The 24596-nt window shown below is 38.0% G+C and carries 14 protein-coding genes; 4 read left to right on the top strand and 10 right to left on the bottom strand.

The annotated features are described in order from the left end of the window. The 9 genes from A3EE_RS21235 to A3EE_RS0106935 all read right to left on the bottom strand — a co-directional run. Positions 1-3044: cellulase family glycosylhydrolase (locus A3EE_RS21235; protein WP_169334016.1), on the bottom strand; the 3044-nt coding region annotated here is incomplete at its 3' end. Between the two features lie 253 nt (positions 3045-3297). Further along, the gene (locus tag A3EE_RS21230) at positions 3298-9132 is read right to left on the bottom strand and encodes a G8 domain-containing protein (protein ID WP_018342728.1); all 5835 of its coding nucleotides are present in this window, start codon (positions 9130-9132) and stop codon (positions 3298-3300) included. Between the two features lie 317 nt (positions 9133-9449). Further along, positions 9450-9737, bottom strand: coding sequence for a T9SS type A sorting domain-containing protein (locus tag A3EE_RS0106970; RefSeq protein ID WP_157446928.1), 288 nt, complete (start codon positions 9735-9737; stop codon positions 9450-9452). A gap of 34 nt (positions 9738-9771) precedes the next feature. Beyond that, positions 9772-13167, bottom strand: coding sequence for an Ig-like domain-containing protein (locus tag A3EE_RS21225; protein WP_018342726.1), 3396 nt, complete (start codon positions 13165-13167; stop codon positions 9772-9774). 775 nt (positions 13168-13942) lie between these two features. Continuing rightward, positions 13943-14338: a hypothetical protein gene (locus A3EE_RS0106960; protein ID WP_018342725.1), complete on the bottom strand. Its 396-nt coding sequence runs from the start codon at positions 14336-14338 to the stop codon at positions 13943-13945. 171 nt (positions 14339-14509) lie between these two features. Further along, complete coding sequence (locus A3EE_RS0106955; RefSeq protein ID WP_169334015.1) at positions 14510-17020, bottom strand: Ig-like domain-containing protein; 2511 nt, start codon at positions 17018-17020, stop codon at positions 14510-14512. A 207-nt stretch (positions 17021-17227) separates the two neighbouring features. Then, a complete protein-coding gene (locus tag A3EE_RS0106945; protein WP_018342722.1) occupies positions 17228-18385 on the bottom strand; it encodes a hypothetical protein in 1158 nt (385 codons plus the stop codon). Further along, the gene (locus A3EE_RS0106940) at positions 18366-19484 is read right to left on the bottom strand and encodes an SH3 domain-containing protein (protein WP_018342721.1); all 1119 of its coding nucleotides are present in this window, start codon (positions 19482-19484) and stop codon (positions 18366-18368) included. The genes A3EE_RS0106945 and A3EE_RS0106940 overlap by 20 nt, the downstream gene beginning before the upstream one ends. Continuing rightward, entirely contained in the window at positions 19484-20035 is a 552-nt protein-coding gene (locus A3EE_RS0106935; RefSeq protein ID WP_281166442.1) for an RNA polymerase sigma factor, read from the bottom strand. Before A3EE_RS0106935 ends, A3EE_RS0106940 begins: the two co-directional genes overlap by 1 nt. Before the next feature lie 59 nt (positions 20036-20094). On the opposite strand from A3EE_RS0106935, the gene A3EE_RS0106930 reads away from it, so the two are divergent. The 3 genes from A3EE_RS0106930 to A3EE_RS0106920 all read left to right on the top strand — a co-directional run bounded on the left by A3EE_RS0106930 (position 20095) and on the right by A3EE_RS0106920 (position 23119). Continuing rightward, entirely contained in the window at positions 20095-20979 is an 885-nt protein-coding gene (locus A3EE_RS0106930) for a hypothetical protein (protein ID WP_018342719.1), read from the top strand. A 66-nt stretch (positions 20980-21045) separates the two neighbouring features. After that, positions 21046-21993 (top strand): sugar phosphate isomerase/epimerase family protein, encoded by a 948-nt coding sequence (locus A3EE_RS0106925; protein WP_018342718.1) that lies wholly within the window; start codon positions 21046-21048, stop codon positions 21991-21993. Between the two features lie 238 nt (positions 21994-22231). Further along, complete coding sequence (locus A3EE_RS0106920; protein WP_018342717.1) at positions 22232-23119, top strand: S1 family peptidase; 888 nt, start codon at positions 22232-22234, stop codon at positions 23117-23119. 27 nt (positions 23120-23146) lie between these two features. Here A3EE_RS0106920 and A3EE_RS0106915 read toward each other — a convergent pair whose 3' ends face one another. Beyond that, positions 23147-23731, bottom strand: coding sequence for a hypothetical protein (locus A3EE_RS0106915; RefSeq protein ID WP_018342716.1), 585 nt, complete (start codon positions 23729-23731; stop codon positions 23147-23149). Positions 23732-24213: 482 nt separating this feature from the next. Here A3EE_RS0106915 and A3EE_RS0106910 point away from each other — a divergent pair, with 482 nt between their 5' ends. Next, positions 24214-24537, top strand: coding sequence for a hypothetical protein (locus tag A3EE_RS0106910; protein ID WP_157446927.1), 324 nt, complete (start codon positions 24214-24216; stop codon positions 24535-24537). Positions 24538-24596 lie beyond the last annotated feature (59 nt).

Raw genomic sequence — 24596 nt, 5'->3', positions numbered from 1 at the left:
TGAATATGCGCATCGACAGGTAGTATAAGTTCAAGTTGTTCGGAGAACGGATTTGGTGAGACTTGAATGCCTTGTATGTTATTGGTATTTTTATTTCCTGTAGTTATGCCACATTGATTTGCATTGGTAACAGGTGTAATTCCCGTTGTTCCTCCGGAACAGATCATGCATGCATCCATTGCTGCAGTGCCGTTTGGTATTCCCGCGCAATCCAGACAGCTGTTTTCGGTTTTGTTGCATCCGCAGTTTCCGGGTACAGTTTTGTTTGCATCGGTGGGACAAGCATCGCCGGCAACGGCAACATAGCCTGCAGGTTTTGTGCAGGAAGAACGTGTTGCGGAAGGATCACCTTTCCCATCGTTGTCAATATCAGCATACCAAAGGGTAGAAGGCGTTACAGAAATGATTTTCGCAGCAGAAGTAGATTTGCATCCTGCAGTATTTGTTACTTCCACGGTATATGATCCGGCAGCTGTTGCTGTATATGTTGCAGCTGTACCCACCTGGACTGTTCCGTTGAACCATTTGTAAGAAGTTCCTGTACTTGCACTCAGTACCACACTTTCACCTTGGCACAAACTCGTTGTGGATGAAGTGATGGTAGCTGAAGGAAGTGCAGTAACAGAAATGGTTTTTGCAGCAGAAGTAGATTTGCATCCTGCAGTATTTGTTACTTCCACAGTGTATGAACCTGCAGTAGTAGCGGTATATGTTGCAGCCGTTCCCACCTGGGCTGTTCCGTTGAACCATTTATAAGATGTACCTGCACTTGCAGTTAACACAACTGACTCACCCGCACAGAAAGAGTTGGCAGGAGAGGTGATGATTGCGATTGGTTTGGCAGAGACCTGTATGGTTACATTGCTGCTTGCTTTACATCCATTCGGATCGGTATAGGTAGCAGTATAGCTTCCTGACTGATTGGTCTGAATAGTTGTCAATACAAGTTCACGGAAGGTTGAAGTAAGTGCATTCGGACCTGTCCAGCTCCATCCGGCTGATACTGCAGGCCATGGACCGAATGTTACGGTTGATCCTTCGCAAACCGCTGCTTGAGAAACAGCAGTCCAGGTGCCATCAATGTTTATGTGATGCTCAATCACCGGCAATGGATTTACGGTAATTACTTTTACAGCAGAGGTAGCTTTGCATCCGCTTGCATTTGTTACTTCAACGGTGTATGAGCCTGCAGTAGTAGCGGTGTATGTTGCAGCTGTTCCAACCTGTGTTGTTCCGTTGAACCATTTGTAAGAAGCACCGGTACTTGCTGTTAGCAAAACATTTCCTCCGGTACAGAAAGAGTTAACAGGAGAAGTGATTGCAGCGCTGCATGTTGATTCTGTCACAATGATTTTATCAATATTGAATCCTAGGTTGGTGATGAGCAATCTGATCAGATGTGTTCCCTGATTTAAGGCTGCTGTTTTTGAGAAGGAGGTATAGGTGTTCCAGTCACCAGTTGAAGGTACGCTGATGTTTGAAAGTAAAGGATTGCCATCCACAGTTAAGCTTAGTATACCTCCACCGCCAATTGAAGATGTTAAAAATTTAAAATCATATAAAGCCGTTTTAGTAACGTTGACAGAATACTCCAGCCATTCACCGGTTGCAGTCCATCCTACAAAACTTCCGCCTGCAGGAATTGCTCCTACATCAACACCGTCTGTTCTATATGTTGCACCAAGGTTCGCCGCTTCTGTATCATGATATGCTCTGTCTTCTCCACCTTTATCATAGTTTTCAGCTTCGATGATTCCTGAAATTGTAATAGGAGTTCCTGTATATGGAGTTTTTGCTTCTCTTACCCAACAGTGTTTTGTAGTTCCCGTTGCCGGATCTCCTTGATTGAATGTAGTTGTATTACACCCGATCGTTGATGTTTGATTGTATAGATATACATAGGATCCATTTGCGCCATATGCTACATCAACTGGATTTGTTATAGGGACAGTATTAAATTCATCTGTAATATATGTATATCCCGGAGGTCCTACAGGAGTTGTGGAAGGACAACCTGATGGGTATTTGTATTTTTTCAAAATAGCCATCTGCGGCTTTTCTACACCATTATTTGGTTCCAGCAGAATGTCATAATCTTTTCCCCAGGCGCCACCTGCAGCCCAATAGGTTCCGCTGACACAATTGTCAGATAGATATTTCATAAAGTTCTCAAGAACAATTAACCAGTCCGGATCATTAGGTACACCGAATTCTCCAACGAATCCTCTAAGGTTATTTGCATGCAACCATTCAACAAAAGGTTTGACACGTTCAATACCTCTGTTCGGATTTTTTTTGTAGACCTGGGATTGTGCTGAACTGTATGTTTGACTGCTTCCATCATCAAAGTAGCAATGCGCTTCATAGATTAAATTTTTAGAAGGATCAACTAAATTTTTTAAATTATCGCTGACTCCCGGCCAACCAGTCGCTGTACTCCACTGATCACCGGCTACAGATATCATTGTGCTTGCATCAATTTTTCTGATTTCAGTGATACATGCCTGCGCCATTGTAAACCATGAAATTGGAGTTTCATCCATATTGTGCGGTTCATTCATTAATCCATATGCCCAGATATTTGTTTCGTTTTTAAATTCTGTTGCCATACGTTTCCAAAAATCTGTAAGGTGATTCAGCTTTACAGGAATACCTGTTGAAGAAGAAGTGCCAATTGGTACAAGCTCATTTTTACCATTAACATTTATTGTTCTTCTGCAATAATTATGAAGATCAATTAGAATAAATAAATTGCGGGCTTTTGCCTGGGCAACAACAGTTTTTAGTTTTGTTAATTGATTTGGATCTAACGTACCGCCTAAGGCAGGTTGGAAATTTTCCCATGAAATTGGAAATCGAATTAATTTTAATCCCGTGCTTTGGTAGTAATCCATTTCAGAAGCCGTAGGGTAAAATCCGGGATTTCCAAATTCTGCGCCAGCTACAGCGAAGCCAGAGGGTTGAATCATTACCTGTGCATTTGTATTAAAAATAATTGCAGTAAGGCATAGTGCAGAAATAAACAAGCTAAATAGAGCCTGCATTATTTTTTTTAGATACATGAGTTATGTCGGTTTGTGATCTATTATACATTCACCATGAGTGAATGTATAATAGATTACCAGCCTACAGAAAAGTGAACAAAAAATCCAGATTAAATTTGATTTAAAAAATAATGAAAGGTAATGTCCTGTTATGTAATTTTACTCGATTCAATGAAATCGTAAACTAATTTTTGACATTCATAATAAAAGCTGGCATCTCTTCAATACCAGCTTTTATTATGGCAGCCTGCTTTTACTGCTTAATCATTCGTTTAATAAATTTTCCTTGTTTGGTTTTTATTTCCATGAAGTAGATACCTGCCGGCAATTCATTGATCGAAAAGCTTTTTTCGGTATTTGCAGCAGTCCCTAATTCATGTTGCTGAACAAATTTTCCTTCTATTGTATAGATGTCAATTTGTATATCATCAAAAACTCCATGGAAATCGAGATACACATTATTTGTAGCGGGGTTTGGGAACAGGTCAATTTGTGAAGCGGATAAACTACCCGAGATAGCAGTAGTTGCACTAACTTCCACAAAAACATTTAATGAGAATGTTTGCGGATTGCCATTACTCAATATTGTTATTGTACCTGTTGTAGGTGCTGTTGCATCAGCAGGTGTTCCGGTAATATTTATTGTTGCTGTCTGGTTTGGAGCAATCGGTCCGGCAGGGAAAATTTGCGTAGCACTAAAACCATTAGATCCAACGACACTCATAATCGTAATGCTTCCAGTTCCGCTATTTTTCAGCGTAATGGTTTTAGATGCAGAAGGCGTATTTATAGGAGCATTGCCGATAGATACTGCAGTTGTGTTGTCAGATACTTGTATGTTGCCATCGAACACCTGTAATATGCCTTGCTGAACGGGATTGGAAACAACGAGCGTTTGTAATGCCGATGCAGGAGCAAAGAATGTATTTCCGTTTTGAACAGCAGTGATAGTAGTTGTACCGACTCCGATAATTTTTACGGTGTTGCCAACAATGATGGCAACATTAGAATTACTACTTGTAAAGGTAACAGCTAATCCGGAAGTAGAGGATGCCGTCAGAGTAAAATCTGGATCTCCAGCAATTTTGTTACCGTTAAAAGGTGTGAAGGTGATTGTTTGCGACTGATTCGTACACGAATTTTCCGTTGCTGAACAACCACAGATTCCGGGTTCAATTTTATTTGCATCAGCCGGACAGTTATCTCCGGCAATAGATACATAACCCGTAGGTTGTGTACATGCAGAAATTGTTAATGTAGGATCGCCCTTGCCATCGTTGTCAGTGTCTGCATACCAGATTACGGCAGCAGTAACGGTAATAACTTTTGCAGCAGACGTATTTTTGCAGCCTGTACTATTTGTTACTTCCACAGTATATGAACCGGCAGCAGTTGCGGTATAGCTTGCAGCGGTTCCAACCTGTGTTGTTCCGTTAAACCATTTGTAGGATGTGCCTGCACTTGCTGTTAACACAACTGATCCGCCGGTACAGAAAGAGTTGACAGGAGATGTGATGGTTGCAACAGGCAATGCATCTACAGTAATAACTTTTGCAACAGATGTAGCTTTGCAACCAGCACTATTTGTTACTTCCACAGTATATGAACCGGCAGTAGTTGCGGTATACGTTGCAGCGGTTCCGACCTGTGTTGTTCCATTGAACCATTTGTAGGATGTGCCTGCACTTGCTGTTAACACAACAGAGCCGCCTGTACAGAAAGAGTTGACAGGAGAGGTTATTGTTGCAACAGGCAATGCATTTACTGTAATTACTTTGGTTGCCGATGTTGCTTTACAACCCGCCGCGTTTGTTACTTCAACGGTGTATGAACCAGCAGCAGTTGCGGTATAAGTTGCAGCGGTTCCAACCTGTGTTGTTCCGTTGAACCATTTGTAAGAAGTACCGGTACTTGCTGTAAGCACAACGTTTCCTCCGGTACAGAAAGAGTTAACAGGAGAGGTGATGGTTGCAACAGGCAATGCATCTACAGTAATAACTTTTGCAACAGATGTAGCTTTGCAACCCGCAGCGTTTGTTACTTCAACGGTGTATGAACCGGCAGCAGTTGCTGTGTAGGTTGCAGCGGTTCCTACCTGTGTTGTTCCATTGAACCATTTGTAGGATGTGCCTGCACTTGCTGTTAACACAACTGATCCGCCTGTACAGAAAGAGTTAACAGGAGATGTGATGGTTGCAACAGGCAATGCATTTACAGTAATTACTTTTGCAACAGATGTAGCTTTACAACCTACACTATTTGTTACTTCAACGGTGTATGATCCCGCAGCAGTTGCGGTATAGGTTGCAGCTGTTCCAACCTGTGTTGTTCCGTTGAACCATTTGTAGGATGTGCCTGCACTTGCTGTTAACACAACAGAACCGCCTGTACAGAAAGAGTTGACAGGAGATGTGATGGTTGCAGTCGGCAATGCATTTACTGTCATTACTTTTGCAGCAGATGTAGCTTTGCAGCCAGAACTATTTGTTACTTCAACCGTGTATGATCCCGCAGCAGTTGCGGTATAGGTTGCAGTTGTTCCAACCTGTGTTGTTCCGTTGAACCATTTGTAGGATGTACCTGAACTAGCAGTTAATATGACAGATCCGCCCGCGCAGAAAGAGTTCACAGGAGATGTTATGGTTGCAGTATGCAGTGCATTTACAGTAATAACTTTTGCAACTGAAGTTGTTTTACAGCCATTTGCATTTGTTACTTCTACGGTATATGAACCGGCAGCAGTTGCAGTATATGTTTGCGCTGTACCAACCTGCGTTGTTCCGTTCATCCATTTATAGAATGTTCCTGAATTTGCCGTTAATAGTATGTTTCCACCGGTACAGAAAGATGTTGCAGGAGAGGAAATGGTTGCAGAGCAAGTAGGAGCAGTTGTTTCAAAAGAGATACGATCTATTTCTATATTTTGCCCTGTGCCAATTTCAGGATCAACTCTTAGCTGATAAATATTTCCTTTCCATTCCGGTGATGCAGACATGTCTACATAATATTCCGTGAAGCCGCTACTAGATTGGATAGGCAACACAGTTACTTTTGATGCAGACATTCCGCTGGCTCCATCTGTAGACCAATACAGCTGAAGGGTACCAGCATTGCTGGATTTAATTCTGAATCGAAGATATGGATATGTTGAAGCAGGTACGAGCAGATTTGCAGCTGATACATATTGCGGGTCAGTACCGGTAACTTGTAATTGCTGACTGCCAGCGATTACATTTCCGGTTAGATTATTAGCTTTTGTCCACCCTTCAGAATTTCCTGCAACAGGAAATTCCCATACCGTTTGAATTACAGGAACAGTAAGTACAGGATTTAATTGAATCGGATCATTCGGTATTGGATCTGTTCCATTAACTGATTCCTGATAGTCGGAGATACCATCGGCATCTGTATCCAACATAGGAAGCGTTATGTCGCTTGTCCAGTTTAGCTTGCAAACAATATCCGGATTAGAAGCAACGGAAACCATTTTAAGATACACATCATTATTTACTACAGCATATCCAGACTGTCCGGCTGCCTTCACTTCATTAAGTGTATTGTATCTCGTAGCATTTGAAATTGTTATTCCTGGTAATCTTCCAAAATCTTTGATTAAATATAGTACCTGATCGCCGGGTACATAATCATCCATCATATGTATGTTCATTGTTTTTCCGGTACCCAAACTTTCAAATTGAAGGGTATATAAAAAACCATCATTTACCATCACAGGAAAATGAATAAAGGTGCCATAGTACCCATCCGGCGCATCGCCATTGATGTAATATTGACCCGCCTTAGGTGTACCTGCTTTTGTACGTACCATTGTCATCTTAGGATCACCGGGTGCATCAATAAGCATGTAAGCAAATCGTCTGTCTGTTCTGTAAAGGTTTGTCCAATTTGCAAACCGTATTTCTGAACCATCTCTGCAGAGCGGATGGTTTGTGATGATAGAGGTATTTGTTTTGCCTCCAAGGGTTCCATCTTTATCCCAATGTATATAACTCCAGAATCTCGGATGTTCGGCATCGTTTGCGCCGACACCTCCTTTAGGGATTTTAGAATAATCCGGGAAAGACATTCGCGGAGGACCCGGATGATCCATCGTCATTCCTGAAACACGGTAATTTACATGCTTCATAGCTCCTCCGGTGTTCTGCACATAATTTGCATTGCTTGCCTGCCATCCTACCATATGACAATCTTTGATGGTACAAGAACCATCGTAACCCCTGTTCAGCATGCGATCTCCAGTAAATACATTTTCTCCGGAGTTCGCAACAAAAACAGATTGACTGATCATGGAATAGTTTGCATGCATCACAGATGTTCTGTTATCCATGAAAATATTGTTTCGAAAAACGACATTTTCTGTCTTTGCTCTTCCTCCGCCAATACCACCATACACAGCCAGATCACATGCATACCAGGTACAATTATCCATATAACGAAAATCAGTTCGTTCCCAGGCACCATTTTTTGCAAGTGCATGAGCAGGAGTAAGCTGATCAAAAATATCAAAGCCACTTGCACAGCTATGCGCCTTGTTTCCTTTAAATAAACCCAACGGCTCTTTATATGGCTCCATGCCTGCAAAGCGAATCACGCCTGCAGAAAGTCCCATAGGTTTTTGCGGCATTGCAAACCAGAAACCGGTACCTTGTGTTCCACCTGCAACGTTGTCTTCAAAAATATTATTGGGATTTGTGATCCAGAAACTGGATGGAGTTCTATTCTGAACTTCATTTGCTTCATTGTCCGAAGGAATAATCTCTTCGCCAGGTAGCGGTCTTTTTGTGAGTAATACAACATTTTTTCTAATGGTATTGAATCGTTCACTGCCATCCTCTAAAAAAATTCCATGTCCTATGTGATCGTAACAAAAATTATTTTCAACAAGCGTTGATTCTGTACCATGAATTGTAATAGCTCTATTATAAGATCTGTGTACACTGTTATTTTTAAAATATTGTCCGGCACCTTTTTCCTGAAGAAGATGCCAGTGGAAGGGATATCTCCCTAAAATACTTTTTTGTCCCATGCGGAACAGTTCAACATTTTCAACATAGGCTTGCCCATTCATGTGAACCATAATATGTCCACCGAACTGATTCGTTTCTGAACTTGCATCTCCCTGTATCTTGATACTTTTTGATAGCAATCCTACTTCTGCACGCATGTCTCCAACCCATGTTTTTCCATCGGTGCTGCGTGTATAGGTTTTAGATTCGCCGCTATGAGGATATGTTAAGGCTACGTTTAATGTCAATGTTTTTTTATCGGCACTGATATCAACGATTGTGCGCTGTTCGGCTTCATTCCAGCTTAAGCGTGAGGATGCGATCAAGATTTCATCTCCAATTTCCCAATTATTTGTATTGGTTGCGATCGTAATCTTCGTTGCTCCTGCAGTTACACTTCCTTCTAAATTTGTCCAGGATGTTTTTATTTTACCGTGCATATCCAGTACAGAAGGGCCTTCCACAAGAATCCCTTTAGACTCGATAACTGTTCCAGGTATTTTCACAGATGGATCACTTCCTACAAGGGTTATCACACCTTTTTTATTATATGGCTGAGTTGTCGTTCCCCATTCAAAATATGCACCAGCTCCGGTTACGGTTATATATTCAACATCCACTGCGAGGTCTTTTGTAAGATCGGCAATTAATTTCCCCTGTATGCGGAGCGACTTAATAGATATATTTTCATCTAAAATGATTACTGAATTTGCCGGAATCGTTACATCATCTCCAAAAGCAGGTTTTTTATTCCCCACCCAGCTTGTAGGATCAGACCAGCGTTTCAATCCAGCAATATTACTTCCTCGAGGCATAACAACTGCCGGGCCGCTATGCGCAACAGATTGAATGGAACCTTGTACACTGGAAGAAACAGTGCACATAAGGACTTCTTTTGAATTATAATCAAATTTATTCCTTGAATTGAAAGGAGAATATTCAGAATTGATCCATAAAAGGGCAATTACAGATAAATAAATAGAGTAAAATAAAAGCCATTCGGCAGTTGAAATCCGTGTTTTAGGAAAGGGAATTGAAATGGCTAAGGTTTTAAAATCTTTCATGTTCGGTTTTATTACAATCTAATTAGCAGATAGACTCATCATTTTATGAAAGGTGAACATCCATAAAATGTGTTTTGACTTATACACCAGTCAGAACTATTCAATGTTTTGAAATTGTTTTTTATCATTCAAAAATACTGGATTGTAGTATTGCAATGGAGGTAGATCTGTCTTTATAAAGAGTAATTTTGTGGTGATATGATAATACTAATCCACATATGTAAAGTGTATACAAACTATTATATATTATTCAGAATATATGATCATATTTTAAATGTCAAAGCAGCAATACATTCTTATTAAAGATTTTCATTTGGTTACTGCTTAATCATTCGTTTAATAATTTTTCCTTGTTTGGTTTTTATTTCCATGAAGTAGATACCTGCCGGCAATTCATTGATCGAAAAGCTTTTTTCGGTATTAGCAGCAGTCCCTAATTCATGTTGCTGAACAAATTTTCCTTCTATTGTATAGATGTCAATTTGTATATCATCAAAAACTCCATGGAAATCGAGATACACATTATTTGTAGCGGGGTTTGGGAACAGGTCAATTTGTGAAGCGGATAAACTACCCGAGATATCAGTAGTTGCACTAACTTCCACAAAAACATGTAATGAGAATGTTTGGGGATTTCCATTACTCAATATTGTTATTGTACCTGATGTAGGTGCAGTTCGTTGCAGTAGGTCCGGCAGGGAAAATTTGCGTAGCACTAAAACCATTAGATCCAACGACACTCATAATCGTAATGCTTCCCGTTCCGCTATTTTTTAGTGTAATGGTTTTAGATGCAGAAGGCGTATTTATTGGAGCATTGCCGATAGATACTGCAGTTGTGTTGTCAGATACTTGTATGTTGCCATCGAACACCTGTAATATGCCTTGCTGAACGGGATTAGAAACAACAAGTGTTTGCGTTGCAAAAGCAGGAGCGTAGATCGTGTTTCCGCTTTGATTTGCAGTGATAGTAGTTGTGCCGACTCCGACAATTTTTACGGTGTTGCCAACAATGATAGCAACATTGGAATTACTGCTGATAAAGGTAACAGCTAATCCGGAAGTAGAGGATGCCGTCAGAGTAAAATCTGGATCTCCAGCAATTTTGTTACCGTTAAAAGGCGTGAAGGTGATCGTTTGCGGTTGGTTGGTGCAGGTATTTTCGGGGGCTGAACAACCACAGATTCCGGGTTCAATTTTATTTGCATCAGCCGGACAGTTATCTCCGGCAATAGAAACATAACCTGCAGGTTGTGTACATGCAGAAATTGTTAATGTAGGATCGCCCTTGCCATCGTTGTCAGTGTCTGCATACCAGATTACGGCAGCAGTAACGGTAATAACTTTTGCAGCAGACGTATTTTTGCAGCCTGTATTATTTGTTACTTCCACAGTATATGAACCGGCAGCAGTTGCGGTATAGGTTGCAGCGGTTCCAACCTGTGTTGTTCCGTTAAACCATTTGTAGGATGTGCCTGCACTTGCTGTTAACACAACTGATCCGCCTGTACAAAAAGAGTTAACAGGAGATGTGATGGTAGCAGTAGGAGCAGTACTAACTTGTAAATTAAATGTACTTGTTGCTGAACAACCATTAGGATCTGTATAGGTTGCTGTATAGATACCGGATTGACTTGAAGTGATATTAGTAAAAACCGGATCTCTGACTATTGCATTAAATCCATTTGGTCCCGACCACGACCATCCATTTGGTAAAGCAGGCCATGGACCTAATGTAACTGTTGAACCGCTACATACATTGGCATTATTTGCAGTTGTCCAGACGGCGTCTACTTTCACTTTATGTATAATAGCAGGTAAGGGATTTACGGCAATGTCCTTTGCAGCAGATGTAGCTTTACATCCTGCACTATTTGTTACTTCAACGGTGTATGATCCCGCAGCAGTTGCGGTATACGTTGCAGCGGTTCCGACCTGTGTTGTTCCGTTGAACCATTTGTGTGAAGTACCTGTACTTGCTGTTAACACAACTGATCCGCCTGCGCAGAAAGAGTTAACAGGAGATGTGATGGTTGCAGTCGGCAACGCATTTACAGTAATTACTTTTGCAGCAGATGTAGCTTTACAGCCTGCACTATTTGTTACTTCAACGGTGTATGATCCCGCAGCAGTTGCGGTATACGTTGCAGCGGTTCCAACCTGTGTTGTTCCATTGAACCATTTGTAGGAGGTACCTGCACTTGCTGTTAACACAACTGATCCGCCTGCGCAGAAAGAATTAGCTGGAGATGTGATGGTTGATATTGGAAGTGCATTGACTTGAATTGTAGCATTACTCATAGCAGTACATCCATTCGCATCCTTATAAGTAGCTATATATGTTCCGGCTTGGTTCAATTGTATATTTGATAATGTTGGATCACGTTGTGTTGAAGTAAAACCATTTGGACCTGACCAACTCCAGCCATTAGCCACAGCCGGCCATGGTCCTAATGTAACGGAAGTTTCTTCACAAGCTGTTATGTCGGCTGTAGTATTCCATGTTCCATTAATATTTATATGATGAATAATAACGGGCAATGCATTGATTGTAATTGCAATGCTGTTTGATGTAGTATTTAATCCGGAAGCATCATACGCTTTTGCAGTTATTGAATATGTGCCTGTGGTTACGTTATTCCAGTTGTAGCTATAAGGTGCACTGGCATCTGTATTCAAAAGTGTAGTGCCATTGTAAAACTCTACTTTTTGAACACCATGATCATCTGCTGCATTGGCATTAAGCATGATTGATGCAGGAGTACAGTTTGATGTCGTGGTTTGTGGCGAAGAGATACTGACGGTTGGCGCATTGTTTGTTGGTATAGTTAAATTAAAAGGCAAATTCCCATGTGTTAATGTTTCCCATTTAAATACCCAGTGTCCTGCACCGGCTGGGCGATGAGAATTGATCATTTGAAGGGTGTAAGGAAGGTTCTTATTTAATCGGGTATGTAAATGATTGTACGCAATTTCGAAGGCTGCGCCGCCGCCTCCAGTTGGAGGTTTTATACCTACAACATCGCTTGCTCCAGCTATTACATATCCTCCATTGATATTTGAAGGCACAGCTACAGAGCCAGTCATCCAGCTGCCATGCAATTCAAAAAAATCAGATAACCGTTTTTGTTCTAGTGTAAATAAATCTACTCCCTGTTCATAGGCAGACTGAGCGGCATACATCATTGAATTGACACCTAATTTAAGGTGCCCCAGATCTCTGCACGTTTCCATACACAATCCATTTACAAATACTCTTGTACCATTCCATTTAGAAGAATTAATATTTACATTTCCTGTTGGATAGTCTAAAGGTGTGGCGCCATCTGTTGTCTGGTATATATATGTCTTTACGCGTGTCTTCCATCTTGAAACAGCTATATTAAATTCTGTTCTGTTATCCGTGAAAATTGAAATGGCTAAGTGTGCTTCAATCGCAGATTGTACCCAGTTGTTGCCGGGCATGGTATCATCTTTTATGTATGGAAGCATTTTGGCTAAGAATCCATTGAAATTCGTCAAATGTGTATTTGTCCAGCCAGAGTTGCTGTATCTGAGTATTTCAGCGGCATTCACGTACCATGGTGCTGCCCATGATACCACCAATCGTTGATTCGATTCTGTCGTAATATTTTGGAACGTGGTTGACCATGCATTTATAATAGAAATTGATTTAGTAGCATAACGTATATCTCCCGTGTACGACCACATAAGAGCAAGTGAATATGCTGCCATTCCATCATCGACAATTTGTGAGCATCCAATATTTGGCTTGTTACCAGATCCGCAAGAAACCGTTATGTATGGATTCGCTGTATATGTTAGAGAAGCGTAATTCGAATTTTTTAATTGATTAAAAGCTTGTACCCATGGTTGCTGATTTGCCTGAATTTTTGCTTTTACAAAATCCAATTCTGCCTGATTATTTAAAATGCCTGGATGTACAAATGATTGTGCTTGTACAGTAATAATTAGTGATACACTAAAAATAAATGGAATTAGTGTTTTTGAAATTTTTGTAATAATAGTTTGCATAGATCTGGTTAAGTTTATCTACTCTAAATGATTTATGAATCATCAAGCGTTCATTAAACTTATAGACTAGGCTGTTTTATCAAAGTGAACATTTTAAACGCATTTATTTATACAATATGTTGTAGCAATTCAGATCTTTGATTAAAATCCGATCAAAAAAATTACAACACCCAACACAAATGCATCGGGTGCTATAAACTTCAACATAAAACCAAAAATTGATTGGTTATTTTATAAGCAATCCTTATTCTTTCAATACCGAATTATAGAGCTATTTAAAAGAATCGGCGCTTAACTATTTTTGATTCATTAGTTAATATGTGATAATGAAATGGCCGACCAAAACATCAATAACCATAATATACTGAAAAAGAGAGCTTCTTTCGTGAAAATCATCGAGCGTATAAATGTAGTCATATGAGTAAATATGTTGTTATATGTACTAGATTAAATACCAAAGCCAAGGTGAACATTTTTTTTAAATATTTTTTTAATATTTCATTACTCTTAAAATATCTATTCCATCTGTTTTATTAATTCGTAATATATCTCATTTTGGAGCTTAGAAATAAGTAAAACTGTTTTGTTAACAGTTTCGAAAAAACACACACGTACAACGTTTTTTCATTGGAAAATAATTTTTTAAAAAGAGAATGAAAAATCAATCTATTGTTTGTATTTGCTATTTGTGTAAAATTAAAATAGCCCTTACTCTATAAGGAATAAGGGCTATAGGTAAAATAAAAAAATCTGTAATAAAAAATGATTAGGAATATTATTTATTGATTTTGAATTTTTCAAATAATCTTTTGGTGAAGACTAGGTCATCTGTAAAAAAAGGATACTTACTTATAATTAAATGCTGCTTATTTGTTTTATCCCACCATCCCTTCAATGTTATGTTTAAAATCACTGATTTACCACGGATAGGTAGATCCTGTAAATTGATTGGAGATAGATAACCTATAAATTCAATGTTTGAATGTTGAATTCCAAAAGGATATTTAGATGTTTCTTTTAGGAAAACGTTATAATAAATTTCTTTGGATTTAATATCGCAAAGTTCATATATACCTTGGTATTCAAAATATCTTAATAAATCTAGGTGTAATAGTAATGAAACAAAATTTTCGTGTTTTATTCCACGATCAATTAAAATAGCATTTGTCATATGTAAGAAAAATAAATAGATCTCTAAGAATTAAAATTTTATTGTTTGGTACTAGACTATTGATTTTGTCTTAGGTGAACAATTTTATAGAAATATTTTTTTAACGCGTTTCAAAAAAACGCTCAGTATATTTCTATACTGAGCGTCCTCGACTATATATTACAAAAAATGCTATTGATTTTTTACAAGCTTAATAACAGAAACACCTTTGTTCGAATGAATATGAGCGATGTACATTCCTACGGCAAGATTATCGCCTAATTCAAATGTTGCTGCATCAATATTTGCTGCTTTATATACTTCAACTCCATTCATATCAAGTACTACAATGCTGTTTATTTTTTCATTGTCTTCCAATGACAGCGTTGTGTTTGCATTAAATGGCTGTGGGCTGGCAGCTGCTCTTAGTTGCGGCGTGCTTCCGGTACATCCGCCTACTTTTACCTGCATGGAATATTCTTTGTACCAAGGGTCAACAGTAATGTTTACACCCGATGATATTTTTAAATTCAATCCTGCAGTATTTGAAGGTATTGTGATTGTCATTATACTTTCGTTTGCCGGATTCATTGTAATGATTGCACCGGTATTCGACCACCAGTTTGCTGATCGTAAGGTGTAAGCATCCGGTTTTACCGTATATGTATACGTTTTTCCGGGTTCAACACAAGTCGGCCCATTAACACCTATTGTACTTGGATTTGTTATAACAGGAACATCGGGAACTTGTTGCACATAACATTTTTTAGAAACTCCATTGACCGGATCATTATTAAATGCATCGTTAGTACAGGCAATATTAGATGTCTGATTATATAAGTACGTGAATGTTCCGTTTGCTCCATAAGCGATATTCATTTTTCCGGTAACGATAACTGTTCCCCATTCATTTGCAGTTACTGTGTAGCCAGCTGGCGGAGCATAGTTAACTGCAGGAGGTGCTATTACTTTTTGCACAAAACATTTTTTTGCAATTCCATTGGCAGGGTCTGAGCCAAACGCTTCATTGGTACAGCCTACAGATGATGTTTGATTGTATAAGTAAACAAATGTACCATTTACCCCATAAGCGATATTTACCTTATCTGTAATAGGTATCATTGTGTTTTCATTTGCTGCAAGTGTAAATCCTTGTGGTGGTGTATAATCAACAACTTGTTTTGCAATAACAGAAATTGTAATCGTAGCAGATGTTTTAGATGCATTATCTGCATCATACGCTTTTGCGGTGATGTTATATGTTCCGGCTCCAACGTTTGTCCAGGTGAATGCATAAGGTGCCGTTGCATCTGAATTCAACAAAGTAGGGCCGTTGTAGAATTCAACTTTTGTTACTCCTTTATCATCGCTTGCTGTTGCATTCAGTGTAATTGCAGCGGAAGCATAATTCGTACCTGTGCTTTGCGGAGAAGTAACATTTACGGTTGGCGCTTGATTGGGAGGTGTTGTAGTTAAATTAAATGGCAGATCACCATGTGTTAATGTTTCCCATTTGAACACCCATTGTCCTGCACTTGCAGGTCTGTGAGCATTGATCATTTGCAAGGTGTATGGAAGATTTTTATTTAATCTACTGTGTAAATGGTTGTAAGCAATTTCAAAGGCTGCACCGCCACCGCCATTGGGCGGTTTAATTCCGGGAGTATTCGGACTAGCAATAACTAAGCCTCCATTGATATTTGAAGGGACAGCTTTAGCTCCGGTCATCCAGCTGCCGTGTAATTCAAAGAAATCACTCAATCTTTTTTGTTCCAGTGAGAACAGATCTATTCCTTGCTCATATGCAGACTGCGCAGCATACATCATAGAGTTGATCCCTAATTTTAAGTGACCAAGATCTCTGCACGTTTCCATACACAATCCATCAATAAACGTTCTGGTTCCATTCCATTTTGAAGAATTAATATCTACATGACCTGAGGGATAGGTAAGGGGAGTAGCACCATCTGATTTTTGATAGATATATGTTTTTACTCTTGTTTTCCAACGCCCTACGGCATTGTTAAATTCCGCTCTGTTATCGGTAAAAATTGCAATAGCAAAATGTGCTTCTATTGCAGATTGTATCCAGTTATTTCCTGCCATGTTTTCATCTTTAACATAGGGCAAAAATTTTGCAAGCATGCCATTGAATTTCGTAATGTCGGATTGACTCCAGCCTGAAGCGCCGCCAGCATTTCCATGTCTCAAAATTTCTGCCGCATTAATAAACCAGGGCGCTGCCCACGAAACATTTAAACGTGCGTTCGATCCGGTATTACTTACATATACATTTGACCAGCCATTTAAAATCTGTATGGATTTATCAGCATATCTTTTGTCTTCTGTAATGTACCACATCAATGCGCATGAATAAGCTGCCATTCCATCTTCAACAAATGTTTTGCATTGAGGTACATAATTGCCATTTTTATCTTTGTTGTACGACCAGCAATCCATTGTAGCCAATGGCTTTGATATGTAATTTAACGATGCAAATGGACTGGCTTTTAAAACATCATATGCTTTCTTCCAGGGTTGTATACCACTCTTTGATTTTTCTTTTATAAAATCCAGTTCGGATTGGTTGTTTAATATTCCCGGATGTTTGAACGCTTGTCCAAAGGCAGGTGACAACAATGCAATGGATCCGAAAATGATACCTAAAAAGATAATTTTACTACGGTTAATTGATGCTTTCATTCCCTTTTTATTTAAATGAATATGTATGAATGATCTAATCATATCATTAGATTCTAACCTTAAGATTATTTTAAAAATGAAAAGTGAACAAATTATTATAAAAAAAGTGAAACAATATAAATGAATAAATCAATTGGGATATAAAGAAAAAGATCCTCGCTACATAACCAGCGAGGATCTTTTTTTAAAAGAAATGATTTTAAAAAATCAATTTATTAAAAGCGCTTTTAATACGGAACCATCACTTTTTTGTATGTAGTAAAGACCTGGTGTTAATATTTTTCCATTTTTATCTGTTCCATCCCAAATATACGGCAAGCTAATGCTTTGTATTTCTACGCCATTTTTATTGACTATTTTGGCTGAGCCAATACCATCAACAAATACTACATCTCCGTTCCCATCACCATTCGGAGAAAAAATAATTACTTCTTTATGTTTTTCATTGATTGGTTGCAGATGAATATTTTTTATCTCAGAACTTAAAAAATCTGAAGTTCCTGGAAAATTATCGTTTCTTATTTTGAACGAATATTTTCCTGTATCTGCTGCTGTATTTATTGCAATGTAGAAATCGCCAGTTCTATTTGTTTCCTTGACAGTATTGTCAAGCAATAAGGTGTATTCATTTGAAGCTAAGCCTGTAGAAATAGTTACATGGAGTACATCACCTATTTTAACAAATGTATCAAGTTCAACAGGAAAGTTTTTTTGAGGAAATAAAGAGATATTACTTGTGGACCATCTTGGATTTTGCATGATGGGTACTAAATATTCAAACGTCAAATGGTTATCCCGCAAATCCAATCGACGTATTTCCGGATAATTAATAAATGTTGGAATTTTTTTCAGTTCATTATTTCTTAGATCAATAACCTGTGTCATGGAATTGTAGGCATTCCAGCTAGGTGGTAGGTAAGATATTTTATTATTTAAAAGGTATACAAATTTTATAGCCGTATCTCCGGAGAGTGCATTTGTATAGTGAATATCCGGAGCATTTACCAATTGATTGTTTGCCAGACTTAGTCTGTTTAAATGTCTGAATCGCGTAATGTTAATCGGGAAGCTGGTTAAATTGTTATTAGCCAATCGTATCGTATCGGCATTTTTAAAATAAATAATTTCATCTGCATTCGAAATTCCCATTCCATTTAAAACAATATTCCCCGATGCTATTAATGCCTTTACCGTATCAAGTTTGTGGCAATTTGCGTTCATACTTGATGGAGAAAAAGTACACAAAGCATTTCTAAATGCAGGATCCTGCACAACTATTAATTGTGCATGACTGTTAAATGCCTGTAACAACACCCCCGCTGCTATGAAAATAATTTTCGATATGTTATTCTGAAACCACAACATTGTATATACATGTTTTATTGTCTGAATACGTTACAATTACTTTATGTAACCCGATCGCCACATCAGAACCATTTTTATTTAATCCATTCCAGTTGGCAGTGCTATGAGCCGCCACGTTTTCACTATATACCTCAATGCCGGCTTTATTTAAAATGCTTACACGATAGGTAGAAGAATTTTGAGCAGGTATGCTCCACTCTTTATCAAACTGTTTATTGAATACATAATTTTTTTCAAACACGCAGTTTGTATTTGTTACTGCATAGCTTCCGATTTGATAGATGCAGTTTGATTCATTTTTAACAAATACGATATAGGTGCCTTCAGCTAAGCTACTGAATTGAAGTGTTTTTTCATAGGTAGTATTTGCGCCTTTTACATACACCAACCAATTGGCTGGCGCAGCAATGAGTAGTGTTCCCGTGTTTTCATCCAGACTGGTTGGTGTAACACGTACCGAAACTTCAGGGGCTGTTTCCGAGCAAGCATTCGTAGAAGACGGCTTTGCAGGTTCGATCGTTATTGTCTCAACAGGCGGAATCGTTTTCTGAGAAGATGATCTATACATCGACTCATTTATTTTCCCTTTATTAACAAGCGATGTGTCAGACAACGATGTGCTGGTTTTTTCAACAGATACAACTCCATTTGGCGCAGCTGTTATTTTTTCCTGCGGCAGTGATCTGTTATTTTCTTCAGACGAATTTTTAATTTCTGAATCGTAATTTACTGAAGATGTATGCTGGGTATTTGTTTTTTGAATTTGTATGGATTCTTTTTCAGGAGCAGGCACATCTTTATTTATTTGTGTAATCAGATATGCGCCACCAATGAGTATAGATGTAAGTAAAATAGCCCCGCCACCAAACCAATATTTTTTAGCTGTGTTGTTTTTTTGTACACGGTTACGTACCAAATCACTCATCGATTGGATGTAAGCCATTTCAAGAGATTGCAACGCTACTTTTTGAACAGCAACTTCTTGAGCCAATTGCTTGTCTGTAGAGATTTGTTCTTCAAAGGAAATCTGTTCGGATTCCGAAAGTCTTCCCTTTAAATAATCTTCAATTTGCTGATATCGTATTTCTTCGGAATTCATTAGTTCATCATTAATTCTTTAAATGCAGGATTGTTTTTAATAACTTCAAACATCTTTTTTTTGCATCTATACTGATTTGTTTTCGCAACTTCTTCATTGGATATACCCAATTTTTCGGCTGCTTCTTTAAGCGAATAATTCATGTAATAGGTTAACGTGAGCAATTCTTTGCATTTTTCGCCAATACTCACCAAAACCGATTCCATTGCTATCGTCTTTTCATTCTGATCTGAATTTGAATCTTCATTAACTCCTTTATATAAGGAAGAATCCGTTAATTCGTCCGTATACTGTACTTTTTGATCTCGTTTTGCCTTTATGATCCACATATTTTTCGCCATGGTAAACATATATGCATAAATATCCGTTTCATCAGGTAATTCCGCATTTCGAATTTTAACGATCAGTTTAATAATGGCATCGTGGAATATATCTTCCGCTTGTTCCTTATTGCCACTGTTCTTTCGAATATACTGCGTAATAGAAGGCAATACCTTTTTGTACAGCAAATCAATGGCCTTACTTTCCTGGCCATTATTTAAATACGATATGATTGATTGCTCTTTAATTGTATTTCTCTTTAAATTGTAGACTATTTTATATTTAATAGGTGAACAATAATTTAAAATTTATTCGAAGTTTTGCCAAAATATTGCTTTTGTATGCTATTTACATAGCTTCAGAAGGTGTATTCGCTCAAAACAGTTTGAATAACTTTATTTTAAATCCGCAACCCTATCATTTTTTACCGAATAAAGGTCAGTTTCTAGCTTCGTCTTACGACTTGAATAAAAGTTTGGTTACGGTTCAATATCAGAATAAAATAGGCATTTTTTCAGATATCCGTAATATTTATGTAGATGGAATTGTTAAATCGAAGCAAGGGCATATCATTGGATTGAAAATATATTCTGAACAGGAAACATCTTTATATTCAAAGTCGAAAATGTATTTTGTATATGGATATACTATTCATATTAACGATGATTTAACATGGACTTCTGCCGCTCAGGTTGGTGCTGTGAATATTGCTTTCGGCGCAAGTGCTGTATCTGCCGGAGGGAGTGCATGGAATTGGGATGCATCGTTAGCATCAAGTCTGCAATATAAAAAATGGCATCTGGGTATTGGACTCAATCAAATACCAGGTGCAAAACTTACTCCAATCAATTACGAATTTCATTTGAATCGGTATGTAGAAACGATCTTAAGCAGACAGATGGATGTAAGCCCCTTTGTTGAATGGGAGCTTGGAACGAAAGTTTTAGTAAATGCAGATACCCTACTTTTTTCCATTGATAATAAAATATCGTATCAAAAAAAAATGGGTGCATTGGTAATGGCTAACTCATTCAAACAGGTATCCTTAGGAGGTTTTGTGGACATAACAAAGAGTGTGGGTGTTTTTACAATTGCATTTAATTATGGGTTTTCATTTTCAGGAGTCCGTACAAATCAATCTCAATATTGCGCCACCTTATATTTTAAACGATAACTAATTCAGGTTCTAATTTCATACGGAAGAGATAGGTTTTATCTCTATTTTATTATACTTTTCTAAATGGAAAATAACACACGCCGTGCTTTTATTAAACAGGCATCTCTTGCTGCCGCTGGTTTTACACTTCTTCCTTCGCTTTCTGTATTTGCAGAAGAACAAAAGAAATTCGATTTTAAAATATCGCTGGCAGAATGGTCCTTGCACAAAGATTTATTCAGTGGAAAAATAACCAATCTTGATTTTCCCGTTATCGCTAAAACAACATACGATATTGATGCGGTTGAATACGTGAATCAATTTTTCAAAGATAAAGCCAAAGATATTTCGTATCTGAATCAATTGAAGCAGCGTTGCTCTGATAACGGCGTAAGAAGCGTATTGATCATGGTGGATCAGGAAGGATTGCTGGGTGATAAAAATAATACAGAAAGAGAACAGGCTGTCGAAAATCATTATAAGTGGGTTGAAGCTTCTAAGCATCTTGGTGGTCACGCCATCCGTGTAAACCTGCACGGTGATGCTACCGCAGAAGAGTGGCATGATGCTTCTGTAAAAAGTTTAACCAAGTTGACTGAATTTGCAGCAAAGATGGATATGACCATTCTTGCGGAGAACCACGGCACCTGGTCTTCCAATGCAGGCATGCTGGCGAAAGTCATTCAGGAAGTGAATCATAAGAATTGCAGAACGATGGTGGATTTTGCAAACTTCTGTGTGCGCAGAGAAAAAGGAGATCTATGGGAGTCGCCGTGTGTAGATTGGTATGACAAATACAAAGGAGTAGAAGAATTGCTGCCGTATGCAAAAGGTGTAAGTGCGAAGACCTTTGATTTTACTGAAGCAGGCGAAGAGAGCAACAGCGATTTTACACGCATGTTGTCTCTAGTGAAAGCTTCGCCGTATAGAGGATATATCGGTATTGAATATGAAGGAGATCGTTTGAGCGAAGACGAAGGGATTAGAGCAAGTAAAAAATTATTGGAAAGAATACGGAAGCAGCTGGCTTAAGTACTTAGGTTAGCAAGCCCCATCGGGGCGATATATCTGTAGAAATAGAATTCAATAAATAATATACGCACGGAGCTCCGTCAAGGAGCGACAAGCAGAAACATCTTAAATATATCGTCCCTATGGGACTTGTACATTGTATATTTTTGTCTTTGTTACTACAGATATTTCATCCCTACGGGATGGGTTAACTAACTAATTACTTGTCTATAAATAGAACTAACTAATCATTAAAATTATGTTTGTTGAAGCAATCGAAAAAATTTCAAATTACACACGCCCCATCCATACCATCATGCGTACCTATGGCGGCAAGCAGATCATTCCAGGCGCTGCAACGATGTTTTTTGTAAACGAACAAGGCTATGCGTTGACCTGCAAACATGTTGTTGATTTGCTGCTTGCTTCTGAGAGCATCAATCAGAATTATGCAGCATTCAAAGCCGAACGCGATCGGCTTCCAAAGGATGCAAAATATAAAAGCAATCTGAAAGGACTGGAGCTCAAATATAAATATACTCCGGAATCCATTGTGCAAATAAAGATCACCTTTGTGGATGCGGTAGATCAGATGTCGGGCTTTACCGTGCACCTGCATCCGACACTTGATCTGGCAATTTTAAAATTGAACGACTTTACAAAAGTAATGTATTCAGATGTAGCTGTGTTCAAAAAAAATCCTGCAGATGTTAAACAAGGCCAAGCGCTTTGTCGTTTGGGTTTTCCTTTTCCGGAGTTTACGAATTTCAGATTTAATGAAGCCGCAGATGATATAGAATGGACAGCAGAAGGCATCATGCATTCGCCGCGCTTTCCGATAGACGGTATGGTTACACGTTTCTTAGCCGATCCCTCAGGCATTGTAGGGATTGAACTGAGTACACCCGGATTAAAAGGTCAAAGCGGTGGGCCGCTCTTTAACAGAGCCGGTGTGGTGTGTGGCATGCAATCTTCCACCAAACATCTGCATCTGGGTTTCGATCTGATTGATACAGAGATCCTGATAAATAACAAAGCAAAAAAGGTGACGGATTATTCGTTTATACATTTGGGTCAGTGTGTGCATGTGCAAAGCATTAAAGCATTTTTGGACGAACACAAGGTCATGTATCACGAAGAAGATTGAATTGCTTACTAAGACGGACGTCTAATATTAAGATTTGTTGTTCATATACTCTTGCAAGTATAAGAAAATATGATCTCTGTATTCTTTCTCTATATTTAACAGCGGCTGAATGGTTGAGTTGTTCGAATGTAATTCAAAATAAATATCCGTTGATAAGATCGATTTTAGCTTTAAAATATTTTTAATTTCTTTTTTTTGTATGGACTCAAATTTGTTTGAGTTATATAAGTATAGAGCATTAAATATTCTGAATGCTCCGGATGCTGAGGACTTCTTCTTAAATAATATTTTATCTTCATATACAATGATCAATGGGAACCGCGTAGCATTTATTCGCAAATAAAAACCCAAATAAACCCCAAATAGCCCCAGCAGACCAAGTACAGAAGAAATATTCAAATGAAAGCCGCGGATTAAAGATATGCTTGCAGGTATACTAAAAATTAAAAAGATACTACCCAAAATAAGTAGCCTGTTAGAAATTTTTCGGATGGTTCTTTTGTCTGCCATAAAAATTTTAATAGAACCGGTAAATTTTTCAACGAGATCCGCATCAATTTCAAATCTATAATCTTCCGAAATTACGTTCTCTTCTGTCAGGTCTGAATTCATTTTAATATTTCTTTAATGTATTGATGTAGGTAACAAGATACTGGTATATTCTAAATTCTGCCAATACTACATAATGTGTATGATTTGTCTTAGGGAGGAAAAGCTGGAAGTAAGTAAGAAGTATTTAAAACCGTAAGGATTAAACTTTTTGAATTTTCGTTTGAATTCAGTAATAAAGGAGAAGAATTATTACATCTCACACATAATTTTTTCAAGTTTAGGTTAATTCTGTAGAAAATCTGTTTTTGAGCATTTTTATTGAAAATATATAATTTATCCATTTCTATATTGTATTATTTGAGGTGTTTTGAAGCCTCTAATACTTGTATTTTTTGATTTTCTGTCGCTATTTAAACCTGCTAAACCTATTTCGTATTGGATTTATTGAAGAAAGTCATTAGATTGGGTTGTATAAAATTATGCTACGTCCCTTTAGTACATATCTTTTATTAGTGGTAACGTGCTCATTTTTTTTAATGGGCATGAACGGATTCCATTTGGATAATTTTGTTAAATCTCCAAACACAAGCCTTACCCAATCTGCTGTTCATACACAGCACAATCGTTCGTTTATTGATACAAAAGGTCATACGTTGCCGGTACAGTCAGCTGTGTTGATCGAAAATTTTGATTTGGAAAAAGAAGTAGAAGTTGAACTGGATATTCTTCCTTCTATAGAAATAGTACCATATTCTTATGGCTTTAAAAATCTATCAAGTCTTTTTTTGAATGTGTATTTTACATATTCCGGTACTGTTATTAAAGTTGAATTTTTAGATATTTTCTCACCTCCTCCGAATTGCTAACCAAACGATTTATTACTCGATCTGAAAATTGAGTAATGAAGTTTAATCGCTTAACCGTC

This window comes from Cytophaga aurantiaca DSM 3654 (assembly GCF_000379725.1).
Taxonomy (GTDB): domain Bacteria; phylum Bacteroidota; class Bacteroidia; order Cytophagales; family Cytophagaceae; genus Cytophaga; species Cytophaga aurantiaca.
This window is presented reverse-complemented; position numbering and strand designations above follow the sequence as displayed.